The following is a 17,115-nucleotide window of genomic DNA, read 5'->3' on the forward strand; positions in this document are numbered from 1 at the left end:
CGCCGGCTCAGACGACGCCGGAACGGCGCAGTGCGGCGACGATCGACTCGGCCTGCTCGTACGCGCGATCGAGAAGCACCTCCAGCAAGGCTGTCTTCGCAGCGGGGTTGCTCTCGGTCAGCGCGTCGAAGTCCTTCGGGCCGAGGATCGCGACCGTGGTGTCCTTCACCGCGGTGATGCGGAGCCCGAAGCGCGAGCGCCGGACCAACGGCATCTCACCGAAACTCATGCCGGCGGACAGCGTCGACACGGCGCGGGCCCGGCCGTCCGCGCCGATGAAGTCGACCGCGACGCGGCCGGACAGCACCATCACCAGACCCAGTGACACGTCACCGACCTCGGCGATGACGGTGCCTGCGCCGTACTGCGCGTCCGTCGTGCGGGAGGTGACCGCATCGCGGTGGGCCTCGTCCAGCGCGGTGACGATCGGGTGCTGACCGACCGTCACCTCCGTGGGTTGCCGTGCGCCGCCGCACCACCGGTCGAGGACGGTGTCCTCGCCCCAGCGCAGTGCGGAGTCCAGATCGTCGAAGACCCGGCCACTGCCGTCGTGTTCGGACAGGGACGACACGGTGTGCGCCATCGCAGCTCGGGGATCGACCAGGACGGCGGCACAACCCTGTCGGCGGAGCCCGGCGGCGAGGGTGTCCAGCATCGAGCGGGCGACGTCGCTCACCTCGTCGACCCGACGCATGTCCAGGATCACGCCGTCGAGTGCGCTCCCGTCGTCGGCGCCGTGGTCGACGGCCGTGGACACCGCGCGCACGACGCTCTCCGCTGCGGAGAACAGCAGATCGCCGTGCAGTTCGAAGACGCGGACTCGGCGTCCCCGCGCGGCGAGCGTCTCCTGTTCGGCGGCGGTGCGCCGGCGACGAGAGGGGGAGTCGGCGACGGTGTACTCGGCGCGCACGGCGCTGCGTGCGGCCCGGCCGACGTGGAGGAAGTGCAATTCGAGGCGCGAGGACAGCTCGCGGCACGCCTTGACTCCGCGCACGCTGTTGCCGTGGGCGTCGAGTCTGGGTGAGAACACCGAGATACCGAGCTGACCGGGCAGGACCGCGAGCACCGCACCGGCGACACCGCTCTTGGCGGGGAGTCCGACGCGGTTGACCCAGTCGCCGGCTCCGTCGTACATGCCGCACGTCGTCATGACGCTCAGCACACGCTCGACGAGCACCGGTTCGAGGGCTAGGACGTCGGTACACGGGTTGAGGCCGTTGTTGGCGAGGGTCGCCGCCATGACGCCGATGTCGCGGCACGTGACGTCCAGCGAGCACTGGCGGAAGTAGAGATCGACCATCGCGTCGGGATCGCCCTCGACGATGCCGAAGGAGCGCAGCATGTGGCCGATGGCGCGGTTGCGATGGCCGGTGCGTGATTCGGAGGCGTGCACGGCGGCGTTCATGGCGAGTTCGCGTCCCGCGTACCGCGAGAACGAGGCCCGGATCCGTTCGAACTGCTCGTCGGGCGTCGCGCCTCGCACCAGCGACGCGGAGGTGATGGCGCCCGCGTTGATCATCGGGTTGCGCGGGCGCTCGGTGACGGGGTCGAGGCTGATCTCGTTGAACGGCTCACCGGACGGCTCCACGTCGATCTTGCGGGCCACCGCGGTCTCGCCGCGATCGGTGAGAGCGAGGGCGTAGGTGAACGGTTTGGACACCGACTGGATCGTGAAGGGCACGTCCGTGTCGCCCACCTGGTACACGTGGCCGTCGGCCGTCGTGAGGCAGATACCGAAGCGATCGGGGTTCGCGGCCGCCAGTTCGGGGATGTAGTCGGCGACGCCACCGGAGGTGTCCGCCACACACAGCGCGTGGACCTCCTCCAGAATCTCCTGCACGACGTCGGTCATCGTCACCACTCTCTCGATTCTGTGCCGCGGCTCGGCGCTCGTACGGTAACCCGCCGATCCGGGTCCACGTAGACTTGTCCGAACTGGCCTGTCCGAGTGCCTCACGGCACGACGGACGACAAGGCAATCTTCGGAGGGGAGCGATTTCGTTGGGTGTTCTGGACGGCGTGCACGAGCCCAGCGACCTGCGTGCCCTCGGCCCGGTGGAGCTGGCCGAACTGGCGGACGAGATCCGTCGGTTCCTGGTCGAGAAGGTGTCTGCCACGGGTGGCCACCTCGGACCCAATCTCGGTGTCGTCGAGCTGACTCTGGCCATCCACCGCGTGTTCGACTCGCCTCGTGACCCGGTGATCTTCGACACCGGCCACCAGGCGTACGTGCACAAGATGGTCACCGGTCGGGCGGACCGATTCGACTCCCTGCGCAAGGAGGGTGGGCTGTCCGGCTACCCGTCCCGCAGCGAGAGCGAGCACGACTGGGTCGAGTCCTCGCACGCCTCGGCATCCCTCTCCTACGCCGACGGCCTCGCCAAGGCCTTCGAGCTGACCGGGCGCGGCGATCGTCACGTCGTCGCGGTCGTCGGGGACGGCGCCCTCACCGGTGGCATGTGCTGGGAGGCGCTCAACAACATCGCGGCCGGCAAGGATCGTTCCGTCGTGATCGTCGTGAACGACAACGGTCGCTCCTACTCGCCGACCATCGGCGGCCTCGCCGACCATCTCGCGACGCTGCGCCTGCAGCCCAACTACGAGCGCGCGCTGGACACCGGCCGTCACATGGTGAAGAACCTGCCCGTGGTCGGGTCGGCCGCGTACGCCATGTTGCACGGCATGAAGGCCGGCCTCAAGGACGCGATCAGCCCGCAGGTCATGTTCACCGATCTGGGCATCAAGTACCTCGGTCCGGTCGACGGACACGATCAGGCGGCTCTGGAATCGGCGCTGCGCCGCGCGAAGGCCTTCGGCGGGCCGGTCATCGTCCACGCGGTGACGCGCAAGGGCATGGGCTACTCGTTCGCCGAGAACGACGTCGCCGACCAGATGCACTCGACGGGAGTCATCGACCCGCTCACCGGCCTGGCGACCAGCGTCGCGGCTCCGGACTGGACGTCGGAGTTCTCCCGTCAACTCATCGCCCTGGGAACCGACCGCGAGGACGTCGTGGCCATCACCGCCGCGATGGCCGGACCCACCGGGCTCGCCGCGTTCGGCGAGGTGTTCCCGGACCGTTTCTTCGACGTGGGCATCGCCGAGCAGCACGCGCTCACGTCCGCCGCCGGTCTCGCACTCGGTGGTCTGCATCCCGTGGTGGCGATCTACTCGACGTTCCTCAATCGGGCGTTCGACCAGTTGCTGATGGACGTGGCACTACTGAACCTGCCGGTCACCCTGGTGCTCGATCGCGCCGGGGTCACCGGATCGGACGGCGCCAGCCACAACGGCATGTGGGACATGTCGCTGCTCGGCATCGTGCCGAACATGCGCGTGGCGGCGCCTCGCGACGGAGCGACCCTGCGCGAGGAACTCGCCGAGGCACTCGCGGTGTCCGACGGTCCCACCGCGCTGCGCTTCCCCAAGGGCGCCATTCCCGACGACATCGAGGCGGTGCGGCGTCTGGACGACTCCGTCGACGTGCTGCACGAACCCGAGGGGGAGTCGGACGTACTCCTCGTCGCCGTCGGTCCGTTCGCGTCGTTGGCACTGGACACGGCGCGAGAACTCGCCGCGGACGGTGTCTCGGCCACAGTCGTCGATCCGCGGTGGGTGCTGCCCGTTCCGGACTCGCTCGTGAAGCTCGCCGCGGACTTCCGCCTGGTGGTCACGCTCGAGGACAGCGGTCTGCACGGCGGCATCGGTGCATCCGTGTCGGCTGCCCTGCGCGCCGGCGGCGTGGACGTCCCCTGTCGGGATCTCGGTGTGCCACAGCAGTTCCTGGACCACAGCTCGCGGGATCGCATTCACGCCGACATCGGCCTCACCCCGTCGGACATCGCCGGCCGGGTGCGCGGATGGATCGCACACCGGCCCGGCGACATCTGACGGTCGCTACGTCGCCTTGGTGGCGGCGTCCTTCAACTGCGGGAGGATCCGGTCGAGTACCCACGGGGTGCTCACCGGGTTGACGTTGCTCAGACCGGCGATGACCTGCTCGTCACTGAGCGCGACCGCGGATCCGGAGGCGACCGCGGGCAGCGTCGCCACAGCCGGAACCGAGGTGAGGTCGAAGCCCTCCGGAGTGAACGCGACGATCACGTCGGCGTCGAAGCTCTGCACGTTCTCCAGCGACACGGTGGAGAAGAAGGTGTCCGCGGAGTCGGCTTCGTCGAGTGCCACGACGCCGGGGGCGTTGACGAAGCCCATCTCGTTGAGAACCTGCACGCGTGGATCGGACGGCATGTAGACGTTCGCCTGACCGGCGTCCGTGTCCAGGTTCACCACCGCGACGGTCTTGCCGGCGAACTCCGGATTGGCCTCGGCCTCCGAGGCGAGCCGCTGGCCCATACCGTCGATGAGAGCCTGTGCCTCCGTAGGCTTCCCGACTGCCTCACCGATCATCGTGGTCTGGTCCTGCCACGTCGTCTGCCAGGCCTCACCGGGGTAGGCGACGACGGGCGAGACAGCGGACAACGTGTCGTAGTACGACTGCGGGAAACCCTCGTAGGGCGCGAGCACCAGGTCGGGTGCCAGGGCCGCGAGGGCCTCGACGTCGGGCTCACCCGCAGCCGGATCCTCGTACAGGGTGGTGGCGTCCGCGTCGTAGAACTCCTGTGCCCACGGCATCACGCCGTTCTCGTCGGCACCATAGGTGTACTTCGGCTGGCCGACGGGCGTGATGTCGAGGGCGCCGAGGATGTCCTGTGCGTTCCAGCCCATCGTGACGATGCGCTCCGGTGCGGCGTCGATGGTGGTCGAACCGAAGGCGTGGTCGATGGTGACGGGGAACGCGCCACCCGACGCGGCGGCGGGCACGTCGGAGTCGGCATCGGACGAACATCCGGCGACGAGGGCGAGCGCGGCGGTGGCCGCGACGGCGGGCAGAAGGCGAGAGCGTTTCACATGGTTAGCCTAACCTATGTATGGCCTCCGGCCCCGTGCGCCCTTCGCGTATCCAGGGATGCGCAAAGGGCGCACGAGGGCGCAGCCCCATCACACGCTGGCGACACCCTTGTCGAGGAACCGGTGACCGGTGACGGCCTCGGAGGTGCCCGTGCGATCGAGGTACGGAACGATGCCGCCGTTCCAGAACCCGAAGCCGCCGCCGAGGATCAGGCAGAGGTCGATGTCCTGAGCGGCCGCGACGACGCCCTCCTGCAGCATGATGTCGATCTCCTCCGCGAAGGCGCGGCGGGTGCGATCGAGCACCTGCTCGGCCGTCGACGGTGAGTCGCCCTGCGGCCACAGATCGGCGATCTCGGGGTCGACGGTCTTGGCTCCGTCGGCGCCGTAGGTCCACACCGCGGACTTCTTGTTCGCGACCATCGCCTGCAGGCCGGGGGAGTCGTGGAACCGCTCCGGGTAGTACTCGGCCATGGTCTCGCCGGTGTGCAGTGCGACGGCGGGGCCGACGAGCGAGAGCAGCGTGAGCGGGCTCATCGGCATGCCGAGCTCGCTGATGGCGTTGTCCGCGACGTCGAAGGGCGTGCCCTCGTCGATCGCGTTCATGACCTCGCCGAGGGCGCGGGTGAGCAAGCGGTTGAAGACGAAGCCGGGTTTGTCGGCGATCAGCACGGCCGACTTCTTCAGAGACTTCGCCGTCGCGAATGCTGTTGCGAGCGTGGCATCGTCGGTCTTCTCGCCGCGGACGATCTCCAGCAGCGGAAGAACGGCCACGGGGTTGAAGAAGTGGAATCCGACGACCCGCTCGGGGTGCTTCAGCTCCGCCGCCATACGGGTGATGGACAGCGACGACGTGTTCGTCGCGAGGATCGTCTCGGGGGAGACGAACTCCTCGAGCTCGGCGAAGACCTTCTTCTTCACGTCGAGATTCTCGAACACTGCCTCGATGACCCAGTCGGTCGTCGCGAATGCGGACTTGTCGAGCGATCCGGACACCAACGCCTTGAGACGGTTCGCCGCGTCGGGGGAGAGTCGCTTCTTGCCCTGCAGCTTGTCGATCTCGGCGTGAACGTAGCCGACGCCCTTGTCGATGCGCTCCTGGTCGATGTCGGTGAGGATCACCGGCACCTTCAACTGACGTACGAACAGCAGGGCGAGCTGGCTGGCCATGAGGCCGGCGCCCACGATGCCGACGCCGGTGACCTTCCGGGCGAGGGACTTGTCGGGCGCTCCGGCAGGCCGCTTGGCACGCTTCTGCACGAGGTCGAATGCGTAGAGCCCGGCCCGCAGTTCGTCGGCCATGAGAAGGTCGGCCAACGCCTCGTCCTCGGCAGCGAAGGCGGCGTCGAGCGACGCGGAGTCGGTGATGTCGGTCGACTTCGCCAGCTCGAGCAGCTGCACGGCGCGCACCGGTCCCGGTGCGTGGTCTCCCGTCTTGCCGGAGACGATGGCCTTGGCCCGCGCGATCGCGTCGTCCCAGCCCTGGCCGCGGTCGATGTCGGGGCGGGCGGGGGTGACGTCACCGGAGACGACCTTCGCGGCCCACAGCAGCGACTGTTCGAGGAAGTCGGCGCCGCCGAAGACCTCGTCGGCGATTCCGAGCTTCTGCGCGTCCGCGGGCTTCAGCATGCGGTTCTGGTTGAGCGCGTTCTCGATCACCACGGTGACGGCATTGGCCGGCCCGATCAGGTTGGGCAGCAACTGCGTTCCGCCCCAGCCGGGAACGAGGCCCAGGAATGTCTCCGGGAGCCCCAGTGCCGCAGCGTTGTCCGCGACGGTGCGGTAGTGGCAGTGCAGCGCGATCTCGAGTCCACCGCCCAGAGCGGCGCCGTTGACGAACGCGAACGTGGGCACCGTGGACTCGCGCAGGCGGCGGAACACCTTGTGCCCCAACGTGCCGATCTCCAGCGCGACGGCGCGGTCGGAGATGTTCGGCACACCGTTGAGGTCCGCGCCGACGGCGAAGATGAACGGCTTCCCGGTCACCGCGACGGCCACCGGATTCGCCGCGTAGGCCGCGTCCAGTGCCGCATCGAGCTCGGTGAGTCCGGCGGGTCCGAAGGTGGACGGCTTGGTGTGGTCGAAGCCGTTGTCGAGCGTGACGATGGCGACCGGGCCGTCGAGGCCGGGCACGGTGACGATCCTGGTGAACGCGTGGGTCACCACTTCATCGGAGAAGGCAGAAGTCATGGCAATCACTTGCTTCCGTCGTAGGCGGGATTTTCCCAGATGACGCTGCCGCCCATGCCGAGGCCGATGCACATGGTGGTGAGGCCGTAGCGGACATCGGGGCGAGTGGCGAACTGCCGGCTGAGCTGGGTCATCAGTCGAACGCCCGAGGACGCGAGGGGATGGCCGCAGGCGATGGCGCCGCCCCACTGGTTGATCCGGGCGTCGTCGTCGGCGATACCGAAGTGCTCGGTGAACGCGAGGACCTGGATGGCGAAGGCCTCGTTGATCTCGAAGAGGCCGATGTCCTCGATGGACAGGCCGGTGCGTCCGAGCAGCTTCTCGGTGGCGGGGACGGGACCGATGCCCATCACGGCCGGATCGACGCCGGCGAACGAGAAGCCCACCATGCGCATCCCGACCTTCAGGCCGAGTTCCGCGGCGGTGTCCTCGCCGGCCAGGATCGCCGCTGTCGCACCGTCGTTGAGTCCGGCGGCGTTGCCGGCGGTGACGCGTCCGGCGGGCCGGAACGGAGTCTTGAGCTTCGCCAGATCGTCCAGGGTCGTGCCGGGGCGCGGCGGTTCGTCCTCGGTGGCGAGGCCCCACCCGGCGGCGGACTTGGTCGCAACGGGAACGAGCGTCTCGCCGATGAGTCCGGCCTTCTTCGCCGCGTCGTACTTCTCCTGGCTCGCGACGGCGTAGGCGTCCGTGCGGTCCTTGGTGATGGACGGGTAGCGGTCGTGCAGGTTCTCGGCCGTGTTGCCCATGACGAGCGCACTCGGGTCGACGAGCTTGTCGGCCAGGAAGCGCGGGTTCGGATCGACGCCCTCGCCCATCGGGTGCCGGCCCATGTGCTCGACGCCGCCGGCGATGACGACGTCGTACTGTCCGAAGCCGATGCCCGACGCGGTGGTGGTCACCGCGGTCATCGCGCCCGCACACATCCGGTCGACGGCGAAACCGGGCACGCTGCGGGGGAGCCCGGCGAGCAGTGCCGACGTGCGGCCGATGGTCAGACCCTGGTCGCCGGTCTGCGTCGTGGCGGCGATGCCGACCTCGTCGACGCGCTCGGGTGGCAGTTCGGGATTGCGGCGGAGCAGTTCACGGATCGCTTTGACCACGAGGTCGTCCGCTCGGGTGTCCGCGTACATACCCTTGGGGCCGGCCTTGCCGAACGGCGTACGAACACCGTCGACGAACGCGACGCCACGACTGGACGCGGATCGAGCGGGAGCGGATTTCGGAGAAGACATGGTTCCTTCCGGCAGGCGCTGGAACGAGCCGGACGCCCGGCTCGCGCGCCCACTCTAACCCGTGCCTACTCGCCGGTAACTTCGGCCGTCCTCGACTCAGCGGCGGTCCGTAGGCCTGCTGCCACGACGGGGCCCGCCACCGCGCGCTGCCAGGGCCGCGACCCGTGCGCCTCGAGGAAACGGTCGACGATCACGTCCTCGTCCGTCCCGTACTCCGCGACGAGAGCGGGGTGGTCCCAGCAGATGCGACGGACGAGATCGGGAGTCAGCAGGTTCTCGACGGGAATCGCGACATCCGCGGACAGGGCGGCCATCGCGTCGCGGACGGCGGACAGACGCCCGGCGGCCTCCGGATCGCGCCGCGCCCACCGACTGACCGGCGGCGGCCCCACGAAGGGCTGCGTCACCGGGGGCAGCGCATCGTCGGGAAGTGCGCGGGCGTGCTCGATCGCGTCCATCCACACGCGCGCCTGGCGACGCTGACGAGGTCCGCCGAAGACGGGCAACGCGTTCAGCTCGGACACCGTGGCGGGGTTCCTCTGCGCGGCGGCGACGATCGCGGAGTCCGGCAGGACGCGGCTCGGCGCGATGTCGCGGCGGCGCGCGAGATCGTCGCGGGCGGTCCACAGAGCGCGGACGACGGCGAGCGTCCGCGCGTTCTTGATGGTGTGGATACCGGAGGTGCGGCGCCAGCGGTCGGGCTTGGGAGGCGCCGGGGGTGCGGTGCGAATGTACTCGAATTCCTGTGCGGCCCAGTCGGTCTTGCCCTGGCTCTCGAGCTCCTCGGCCATGGCGTCACGCAACTCGACGAGCACCTCGACATCGAGTGCCGCGTAGTTGAGCCAGGTGTCGGGCAACGGTCGGGTGGACCAGTCCGCCGCACCGTGACCCTTCTGCAGCGACAGGCCCAACGTCCGTTCGACGATGGCCGCCAGACCGACACGGTCGAAGCCGGCGAGTCGGCCCGCCAGCTCCGTGTCGTACAGCGACTCGGGCGTCATGCCGAGCTCGGCGAGCCCCGGCAGATCCTGATCGGCGGAGTGCAGTACCCACTCCATGTCGTTCACGACGGCGGCGAAGCCCGCGAGCGCCTCGACACCACCGTCGCGGACCACCGGAATCGGATCGAGCAGGACGGTGCCCGCACCCCGGCGACGGAACTGCAGCAGATACGCGCGAGCCGAGTATCGGAAACCCGATGCGCGTTCCGCGTCGACGGCCAACGGTCCGGTTCCCGACGCCAGCAGCTCCGCGGCCGCTCGCACCGCGTCCGCCGTGTCCGTCAACGGCGGGACCCCCTCGCGTGGAGCGAGAAGGGGAGTCGCCTCCGGCTCGACGGCGGTGTCGCCGGAGGAGGCAGGAGTCGAGTCGGGCGTGTCGGGCATTGTTCGAACTCTAGGCTGTCCGACGATCAGGCGTCGGAGCTGCCCGAGTCGGCGCGTGCACCCAGCGCCGTGATGCCCGCCGGGGGCAGCCCCGCGGCGTAGGCGAGAACCTCACCGAACGCCTCGACGTGCACCGACAGTTCCTCGCTGAGCGCGGTCCACGAGGCCCGCAGCTCGAGCTGGTGGGCACGCGGCGGGCCGGCGATGTCCCCGTACCGCACCGAACTCGTCGAGGTGACCGTGCCGCCCAGCGCCGTCAGCGGCTCGGACCGCGCCTCGAACGCGTCGACCAGCCAACTCCACGCCACCTCGGGCAGCAGCGGATCCGACGCCAGCGACGCGTCGACGTCGGCCTGGATGTAGGCGACCAGGCGCATGGTGCCGTTCCACGCCTCGTCGCCGTCCGGGTCGTACAACAGGATGAGACGCCCGAACGCGTCACCCTCGCTCTGCTCGGGCACCGACTCCGTCTCGGAGTGGCGCACCTCGGCCCCCAGTGCGTAACTGAACGGTGCCAGGCGCTGCGGAGGCCGGATAGGCCCGACCTCGATGCTCGGGTGGACCGTCGCCCGGTGCATCGCGTCGATGGCGGCGCGGAAGGGCGCAGGCTGCGAGGCGCTCTCGGACGTGGTCACGTGTGCGGACGTTAGCCGCGACCGTCGGCCCAGCGGAGGAGGCGCGCCGGGCAGGTGTGCGTCTCTGGCAGCATGGACGCCGATGAACACCATCCCTGACGCCGTCGGCCCGCGTCGAAGCCTGCCCGAAGCTCCCTTCCTCGCGGCCGCGACGGGACGGACGCCGTCGCGTCGGCCCGTGTGGTTCATGCGTCAGGCCGGTCGGTCGCTGCCCGAGTACCGCACGCTGCGGGAGGGCACCTCCATGCTCGCCTCGTGCTTCGACCCCGAGATGGTCTGCGAGATCACGATGCAGCCGGTCCGGCGGCACGGGGTCGACGCGGCGATCCTGTTCTCCGACATCGTCGTGCCGCTCAAGGCGGCCGGCGTCGACCTCGAGATCGTGGCCGGCACCGGTCCCGTCGTGGCGAACCCGGTGCGGTCCGTGGCCGACGTGCAGTCGTTGCCGGTCCTGCAGTCGGAGCAGATCGAGCCGGTCGCGAAGGCCATCTCCCTGCTCCTGGCCGAGTTGAAGGACGTGCCCCTCATCGGCTTCGCGGGCGCACCGTTCACGCTGGCGTCCTACCTGGTCGAAGGCGGTCCGAGTCGTAACCACGAGCGCACCAAGGCGCTCATGCACTCGGATCCGCAGACGTGGCACGCATTGCTCTCGTCGCTGGCCGACATGACCATCGCCTTCCTCACCGCGCAGGCCGATGCCGGCGTCGACGCGGTCCAGCTCTTCGACTCGTGGGCCGGGGCGCTGTCACTCGCCGAGTACCGCGAGTTCGTGTTCCCCCACTCCAGCCGCGTGTTCGAGGCCATGGCGTCGGCCGGCGTGCCGCGCATCCACTTCGGTGTCGGGACGGGCGAGCTGCTCGGGGCGATGGGGGAGGCGGGCGCGGACGTCGTCGGTGTCGACTGGCGGATCCCGCTCGACGTCGCCGCTCGTCGAGTCGGTCCGGGCAAGGCTCTGCAGGGCAATCTCGATCCCGCCGTGCTGTTCGCGGGCCCCGACGCGGTGCGCCGTGAGGTCACCCGCATCGTGGGCGAGGCGGACGCCGCACTCGCGGCCGGCGCCACCGGGCACATCTTCAACCTGGGCCACGGGGTCCTGCCCGCCACCGATCCCGACGTGGTGACGTCGGTGGTGGAGCTGGTGCACTCGCTGTGACCTCGGTCGCCGTCGTCGGAGCGGGCATCAGCGGACTGGTGGCCGCGTACCGGCTGCGGCAGTCGCTGGGACCAGCCGCGCGGATCGTGGTGGTCGAGAAGGCGCCGCGCATCGGGGGCAAACTCCGGTCCGTGGACCTGGCGGGTGGCCCGGTCGACGTCGGTGCCGAGGCGTTCATCGCGCGTCGTCCCGAGGTTCCCGCTCTGCTCGACGAGCTCGGACTCGCCGACCAGCTCGTGCGGCCGTCGCCCGCCGCCCGCCCGCTCCTGCGCTCGGGCGGCGCACTGCACGGACTGCCGACCGGCACGTTGATGGGCATCCCGGCCACGTCCGACTCGGTGCGGACTCTGGTCGACGACGCCACGTGCCGCCGCATCGACACCGATCGTGACCGGCCGCTGCGGTGGACGCCCGGCGACGATGCGTCGGTGGGTGACCTGGTGTCCGAACGCTTCGGCTCCCAGGTGACCGCGCGGAGCGTCGACCCGCTGCTGGGCGGCGTCTACTCCGGGCTGGCCGTCACCACGAGCATCCGCGCCGCGGTGCCGACTCTCGCCGCGGCCCTCGACGCCGGTGCCCCGTCGCTGGTGGACGCCGTCGAGCGAGCGCGCCCGACGCCGGCGCCGGGACCGGTGTTCGGCGGACTGCGCGGTGGCTACGGCGTGCTTCTCGACGCGCTGCTCGCCGCCTCCGGTGCCGAACTCGTCGCCGCGGACGTGCGGCGCGTGACGTCCGACGGCCGGGGCGCGTGGCACGTCGACGGCGTCGGGGTGGTGGACGGCGTCGTCCTCGCCGCGCCCGCACCGCAGACGGTCTCGATGCTGCTCGACACGGCGCCCGCACTCGCGCGGGAACTCGGGGACGTGGAACTCGCCTCGTCGGCGGTGGTGGCCCTCGGGTTCGAGGACGGGGGACTACCGCAGAACTCGGGTGTCCTGGTCGCCACGGGGGAGCTCGATTCCTCCGGTGTTCCGTTGCGCGCCAAAGCATTCACGCTGTCTAGCCGCAAGTGGCCGCATCTCGCCGAGCGCGGCGGCCAGCTGGTGCGGGTCTCCTTCGGACGCTTCGGGGACGCGGACATCGTCGACCGGCCCGACGTCGACCTGGTGTCGGCGGCCCGCACGGATCTGCGTGAGGTGCTCGGTGTGGACGAGGAGCCGACGACGACGTTCGTGCAGCGCTGGCACGGCGGACTGCCGCAGTACCGCCCCGGCCACACCGACCTCGTGGCCCGCGTCGAGGACGCCGCCTCGGCGGTGCGCCGACTCGAACTCGCGGGCGCGTACCTGCACGGCGTCGGAGTTCCCGCGTGCGTCGCGACGGCATCCGCGGCGGCGGCCCGGCTGGCGGAGGCGCTGGCCTGACGGCCCGATCGGGACGGCCGGGTGGCACGATGGGTGTCATGGCACGTCTCGATTTCGAAGCACTCAATTCCACGTTGCGCTACTCGATGCATTCGGTGTTCACGGCTCGGCCGGGCGCCCTCGGTGAAGATCGGGAGGCGGTGCTCGCCGAGGCCCGCGCGTTCTTCGACGGTCTCGACGAGACCGACGTCGTGGTGCGCGGGATCTACGACGTGGCCGGACTGCGCGCCGACGCCGACTTCATGATCTGGTGGCACGCGGAGAAGATCGAGGACCTGCAGGCGGCGTACGCGCGCTTCCGTCGGTCCACGGCTCTCGGCCGCGCGTGCGACGCGTTCTGGAGCAACGCCGCGTTGCACCGCCCCGCGGAGTTCAACAAGTCGCACGTCCCGGCCTTCATCGCCGGCGAGGAGCCGGGCGCCTACATCTGCGTGTACCCGTTCGTCCGCTCGCTCGACTGGTACCTGCTGCCCGACGCGGAGCGTCGCACGATGCTCGCCGACCACGGCAAGGCGGCACGCGGCTACAAGGACGTGCGCGCCAACACCGTCCCGTCGTTCGCCCTGGGCGACTACGAGTGGATTCTCGCGTTCGAGGCTCCGACGCTGGACCGCATCGTCGACCTGATGCGTGATCTGCGTGCGACCGAGGCCAGACGTCATGTGCGGGAGGAAGTTCCGTTCTTCAGCGGACCCCGGGTGACGGTCGAGGCGCTCGTCGAGTCACTACCGTGACCACGCCGGCCGCGGTGCTCTTCGACTTCTCCGGCACGCTGTTCCGTCTCGAGGAGGACGAGAGCTGGTTCACCGATCTGCGTGTCGGCGACGACGAGCAGATCGACGGTCATCTCCAGGCCGAGTTGATGCGCCGCATGACCCAGCCCGTCGGGTCGGTGGTCACCCTGGACGACGACGGCCACCGGGCCTGGGAGGCTCGCGATCTCGACCCCGCGATGCACCGGGCCGCCTACCTGGCAGTGCTGAAGGCGTCGGGTGTGCACCGCGTCGAGCACGCCGAGGCGTTGTACGACAAAGTGATCGACCCGTCCTCGTGGACGCCGTACCCCGACACGGCGCGAGTGCTGCACGGCCTCGCCGATCGCGGCGTTCCCGTGGCGGTGGTCAGCAACATCGCGTTCGATCTGCGCGCGGCGTTCGATCTGCTCGGCGTGCACGACACCGTCGCGCACTACGCTCTGTCGTTCGAGGTGGGCGCCGTCAAGCCCGATGCCGCGATCTTCCGTTCCGCCGTGGACGCTCTGGGCGTCGACCCGGCCTCGTGCCTGATGGTCGGCGACAGCGAGGAGGCCGACGGCGGAGCGCAGGCGCTCGGTATGTCCTTCGCGCTGCTCGATCCACTGCCGACGTCCGAACGACCGTCGGCTCTGCTCGACGCCGTGGCGGCGCACGGTCTCGCGCTCGCGTAGGGCGCCGTGACGTCCGCGCGCCGTGGGGTGCAGCACATGGCCCACTTCGGTATGTACACCGCCGACACGGACGGCCGGGACGTGGTCGCGGTCCGTCCGCCGACGGGCGACGCCGATCCGTCCCCGATCCTGGGCAACGTTCCCGGGTCGGTGACCCATCGCTCGCGTATCCGTCGACCGGCGGTGCGTCGGGGCTGGCTCGAGAACGGCCCCGGACCGTCCACCGCGCGTGGCGCCGATGCGTTCGTCGAGATGGAGTGGGACGAGTTCCTCCCCCTGCTCGCCGGCGAGCTCCGTCGAGTCGTGCGCGAGCACGGCAACGAGGCCGTCTTCGGCGGGTCGTACGGGTGGGGCAGCGCGGGCCGGTTCCACCACGCGCAGAGTCAGGTTCACCGGTTCCTGAACACCCTGGGTGGCTACACGCGGTCGGTGGGCAGCTACTCCCTCGGCGCCACCGGCACGATCATGCCGCGGGTCATGGGGACGCACTGGAAGATGTTCTCGCGCTCCACCTCGTGGGACGTGATCGCCGAGCACACCGATCTACTGGTCGCGTTCGGCGGCGTTCCGCTGAAGAACACGTCGGTCAATCACGGTGGCACCAGCGATCATCCGACACGCGACGCGCTGCATCGCCTCCGTGCGCGCGGCGGCCGGATCGTCTCGATCTCGCCGCTGCGTGACGACACGGACGGAGCGGCGGAGTGGATCGCACCCGTACCGGGGTCGGACGTCGCCCTCATGTTGGGGCTGGCACACGTGCTCGCCTCGGAGGGGTTGCACGACACCGCGTTCCTGCAGCGGTACACCACCGGGTACGACGTCTTCGAGCGCTACCTGCTCGGCGAGACCGACGGTGTCCCGAAGTCACCGGAGTGGGCGCAGAACCTGACGGGGGTCCCGGCGTCGGACATCACCGCCCTGGCGCGGCGCATGGCTCGCGCCACCACGCTGGTCACCGTCACCTGGTCACTGCAGCGCATCCGCCACGGTGAGCAGGCGCCGTGGATGGGTCTCACGCTCGCCGCGATGCTCGGCGGCGTCGGTGTGCCGGGCGCGGGCTTCGGCCACGGCTACGGGTCGATGAACGAACCCGGCCTGGCACCCGTGCCGTATCCGCTGCCCACGCTTCCCCAGGGCATCAACGGTGTGTCGACGTCGATTCCGGTCGCCGCGATCTCGGACATGCTGTTGAACCCTGGTGGGCCGTACGACGCGGACGGCACCGCGTCGACGTATCCGGACATCCGGCTGCTGCACTGGGCCGGCGGCAACCCGTTCCATCACCACCAGGACATCGGCCGGTTGCGCACCGCGCTGGCTCGCCCCGAGACCATCGTGGTGCACGAGCCGTACTGGACACCGATGGCACGACACGCCGACTTCGTGGTGCCGTCGACGACGACCCTCGAACGCGACGACCTGAGCTGCACCCGCAACGACCCGCTGCTCGTGGCGATGCAGGCCGCCGTCCCGCCCTTCGCCGACAGCCGCGACGACTACGACACCTTCGCGCTGCTCGCGCGAGAGCTCGGCGTCGAGTACGACTTCACGGAAGGTCGCTCGTCCGCGGACTGGCTGCGGCACCTCTACGACCAGTGGCGACGTTTCGTGTCCGATGCGGGGCGGGTGACGCCGCCGGTGTTCGACGAGTTCTGGACCGAGGGAACGTTCCGGATGGACACCGAGGACGGTCTGACGCTGCTGTCCGATTTTCGCGACGATCCCGAGCGGGCCCCCTTGCGGACACCGAGCGGGCGCATCGAGATCTTCTCGGCCGACATCGAGTCGTTCGGCTACGCCGATTGCGGGGGACACCCACGGTGGTACGCACCGGACGAGTGGCTGGGCGGTGAACGCGCACAGGCGTTCCCGCTGCACCTGATCGCGAACCAACCGCGGACCCGGTTACACAGCCAACTCGATCACGGGGCCGTGAGCCTCGCGTCGAAGATTCAGGGCCGGGAACCGATGCGGATGCATCCCGCGGACGCCGCAGCGCGCGGACTCCGCGACGGCGAGGTGGTGCGGGTGTTCAACGACCGTGGCTCGTGCCTCGCGGGGCTCGTCGTCGACGATCGCCTGCGCGAGCGCGTGGTGCAACTGTCGACCGGCGCCTGGTACGACCCGCTCGATCCGTCGGACCCGCGCTCGATGTGCGTGCACGGCAACCCGAACGTGCTCACCGCCGACCGCGGCACGTCGTCGCTCGCGCAGGGGTCCACCGGCCAGCACGTCCTGGTGGACGTCCAGAAGTGGACCGGCGAACTGCCGCCGATCCGCGCGCACGATCAGCCGGAGTTCGTCGATCGTGGGGACGTGCGTCAGAAGTAGACGCGGCTGATGACCTGGGCGACCAGCGCGGGCTTCGTCGCACCCTCGATCTCGATGGTCGAGTCGACGGTCATCTGCACCGCTCCGCCCTCCAGCCGATCTGCTGCGGCGAGGACGGCCGTCAGACGAACGCGCGACCCGACGAGCACAGGATTGACGAAGCGAACCTTGTTGCTGCCGTAGTTGACTCCCATCGTGGAGTTCTCGACCGTGTAGGTCTGCCAGGACAGGGCCGGCAGCAGGGACAGCGTGAGGTACCCGTGGGCGACGGGACCACCGAAGGGGCTCTCCTTCGCGGCGCGCTCGGGATCCACGTGGATCCACTGGTGGTCGCCGGTGGCGTCGGCGAACTGGTTCACGCGCTCCTGCGTGATCTCCAGCCAGTCGCTGGTGCCGATGGTCTCGCCGAGGGCGGACACGATGTCGTCCGCGGACGTGAAGGTACGCATGGAGCCGACACTAGCGGCGGCGAGCCGTTCTGCACAGAA

At 69.8% G+C, this 17,115-nt stretch carries 13 protein-coding genes; 6 read left to right on the forward strand and 7 right to left on the reverse strand.

Annotated elements, in window-relative coordinates:
* Positions 1–7: 7 nt before the first annotated feature.
* Positions 8–1,852: a glutaminase A gene (gene glsA, locus BR07_RS0109175; protein WP_027505196.1), complete on the reverse strand. Its 1,845-nt coding sequence runs from the start codon at positions 1,850–1,852 to the stop codon at positions 8–10.
* A gap of 149 nt (positions 1,853–2,001) precedes the next feature.
* On the opposite strand from glsA, the gene dxs reads away from it, so the two are divergent.
* Positions 2,002–3,891, forward strand: coding sequence for a 1-deoxy-D-xylulose-5-phosphate synthase (dxs, locus tag BR07_RS0109180; protein ID WP_027505197.1), 1,890 nt, complete (start codon positions 2,002–2,004; stop codon positions 3,889–3,891).
* A 6-nt stretch (positions 3,892–3,897) separates the two neighbouring features.
* Here dxs and BR07_RS0109185 read toward each other — a convergent pair whose 3' ends face one another.
* The 5 genes from BR07_RS0109185 to BR07_RS0109205 all read right to left on the reverse strand — a co-directional run bounded on the left by BR07_RS0109185 (position 3,898) and on the right by BR07_RS0109205 (position 10,350).
* Positions 3,898–4,908 carry an iron-siderophore ABC transporter substrate-binding protein gene (locus tag BR07_RS0109185; RefSeq protein ID WP_027505198.1) on the reverse strand — a complete coding sequence of 337 codons (1,011 nt, stop codon included), beginning with the start codon at positions 4,906–4,908 and terminating at the stop codon, positions 3,898–3,900.
* A gap of 90 nt (positions 4,909–4,998) precedes the next feature.
* Entirely contained in the window at positions 4,999–7,098 is a 2,100-nt protein-coding gene (locus BR07_RS0109190; protein WP_027505199.1) for a 3-hydroxyacyl-CoA dehydrogenase NAD-binding domain-containing protein, read from the reverse strand.
* A gap of 5 nt (positions 7,099–7,103) precedes the next feature.
* Positions 7,104–8,330, reverse strand: a complete 1,227-nt coding sequence (locus BR07_RS0109195) for a thiolase family protein (protein ID WP_027505200.1) — start codon at positions 8,328–8,330, stop codon at positions 7,104–7,106.
* 65 nt (positions 8,331–8,395) lie between these two features.
* Complete coding sequence (locus BR07_RS0109200) at positions 8,396–9,715, reverse strand: HRDC domain-containing protein (RefSeq protein WP_027505201.1); 1,320 nt, start codon at positions 9,713–9,715, stop codon at positions 8,396–8,398.
* A 26-nt stretch (positions 9,716–9,741) separates the two neighbouring features.
* Entirely contained in the window at positions 9,742–10,350 is a 609-nt protein-coding gene (locus BR07_RS0109205) for a DUF3000 domain-containing protein (RefSeq protein ID WP_027505202.1), read from the reverse strand.
* Positions 10,351–10,432: 82 nt separating this feature from the next.
* On the opposite strand from BR07_RS0109205, the gene hemE reads away from it, so the two are divergent.
* From hemE to BR07_RS23945, 5 genes are read left to right on the forward strand one after another with little or no spacing between them, the layout of a single operon-like run.
* The gene (gene hemE / locus BR07_RS0109210; RefSeq protein ID WP_027505203.1) at positions 10,433–11,503 is read left to right on the forward strand and encodes a uroporphyrinogen decarboxylase; all 1,071 of its coding nucleotides are present in this window, start codon (positions 10,433–10,435) and stop codon (positions 11,501–11,503) included.
* A complete protein-coding gene (locus BR07_RS0109215; RefSeq protein ID WP_027505204.1) occupies positions 11,500–12,867 on the forward strand; it encodes a protoporphyrinogen oxidase in 1,368 nt (455 codons plus the stop codon). Before hemE ends, BR07_RS0109215 begins: the two co-directional genes overlap by 4 nt.
* A gap of 38 nt (positions 12,868–12,905) precedes the next feature.
* A complete protein-coding gene (gene hemQ, locus BR07_RS0109220) occupies positions 12,906–13,601 on the forward strand; it encodes a hydrogen peroxide-dependent heme synthase (protein WP_027505205.1) in 696 nt (231 codons plus the stop codon).
* On the forward strand, positions 13,598–14,293 hold the full coding sequence (locus tag BR07_RS0109225) for an HAD family hydrolase (RefSeq protein ID WP_037185352.1): 696 nt from the start codon (positions 13,598–13,600) through the stop codon (positions 14,291–14,293). Before hemQ ends, BR07_RS0109225 begins: the two co-directional genes overlap by 4 nt.
* A gap of 36 nt (positions 14,294–14,329) precedes the next feature.
* Complete coding sequence (locus BR07_RS23945) at positions 14,330–16,627, forward strand: molybdopterin-dependent oxidoreductase (protein WP_051613204.1); 2,298 nt, start codon at positions 14,330–14,332, stop codon at positions 16,625–16,627.
* Here the strand turns inward: BR07_RS23945 and BR07_RS0109235 are convergent.
* Positions 16,618–17,076 (reverse strand): MaoC family dehydratase, encoded by a 459-nt coding sequence (locus BR07_RS0109235; protein ID WP_027505207.1) that lies wholly within the window; start codon positions 17,074–17,076, stop codon positions 16,618–16,620. The genes BR07_RS23945 and BR07_RS0109235 overlap by 10 nt on opposite strands.
* Positions 17,077–17,115 lie beyond the last annotated feature (39 nt).

It is taken from the genome of Rhodococcus sp. UNC23MFCrub1.1 (assembly GCF_000686025.1).
GTDB lineage: Bacteria > Actinomycetota > Actinomycetes > Mycobacteriales > Mycobacteriaceae > Rhodococcoides.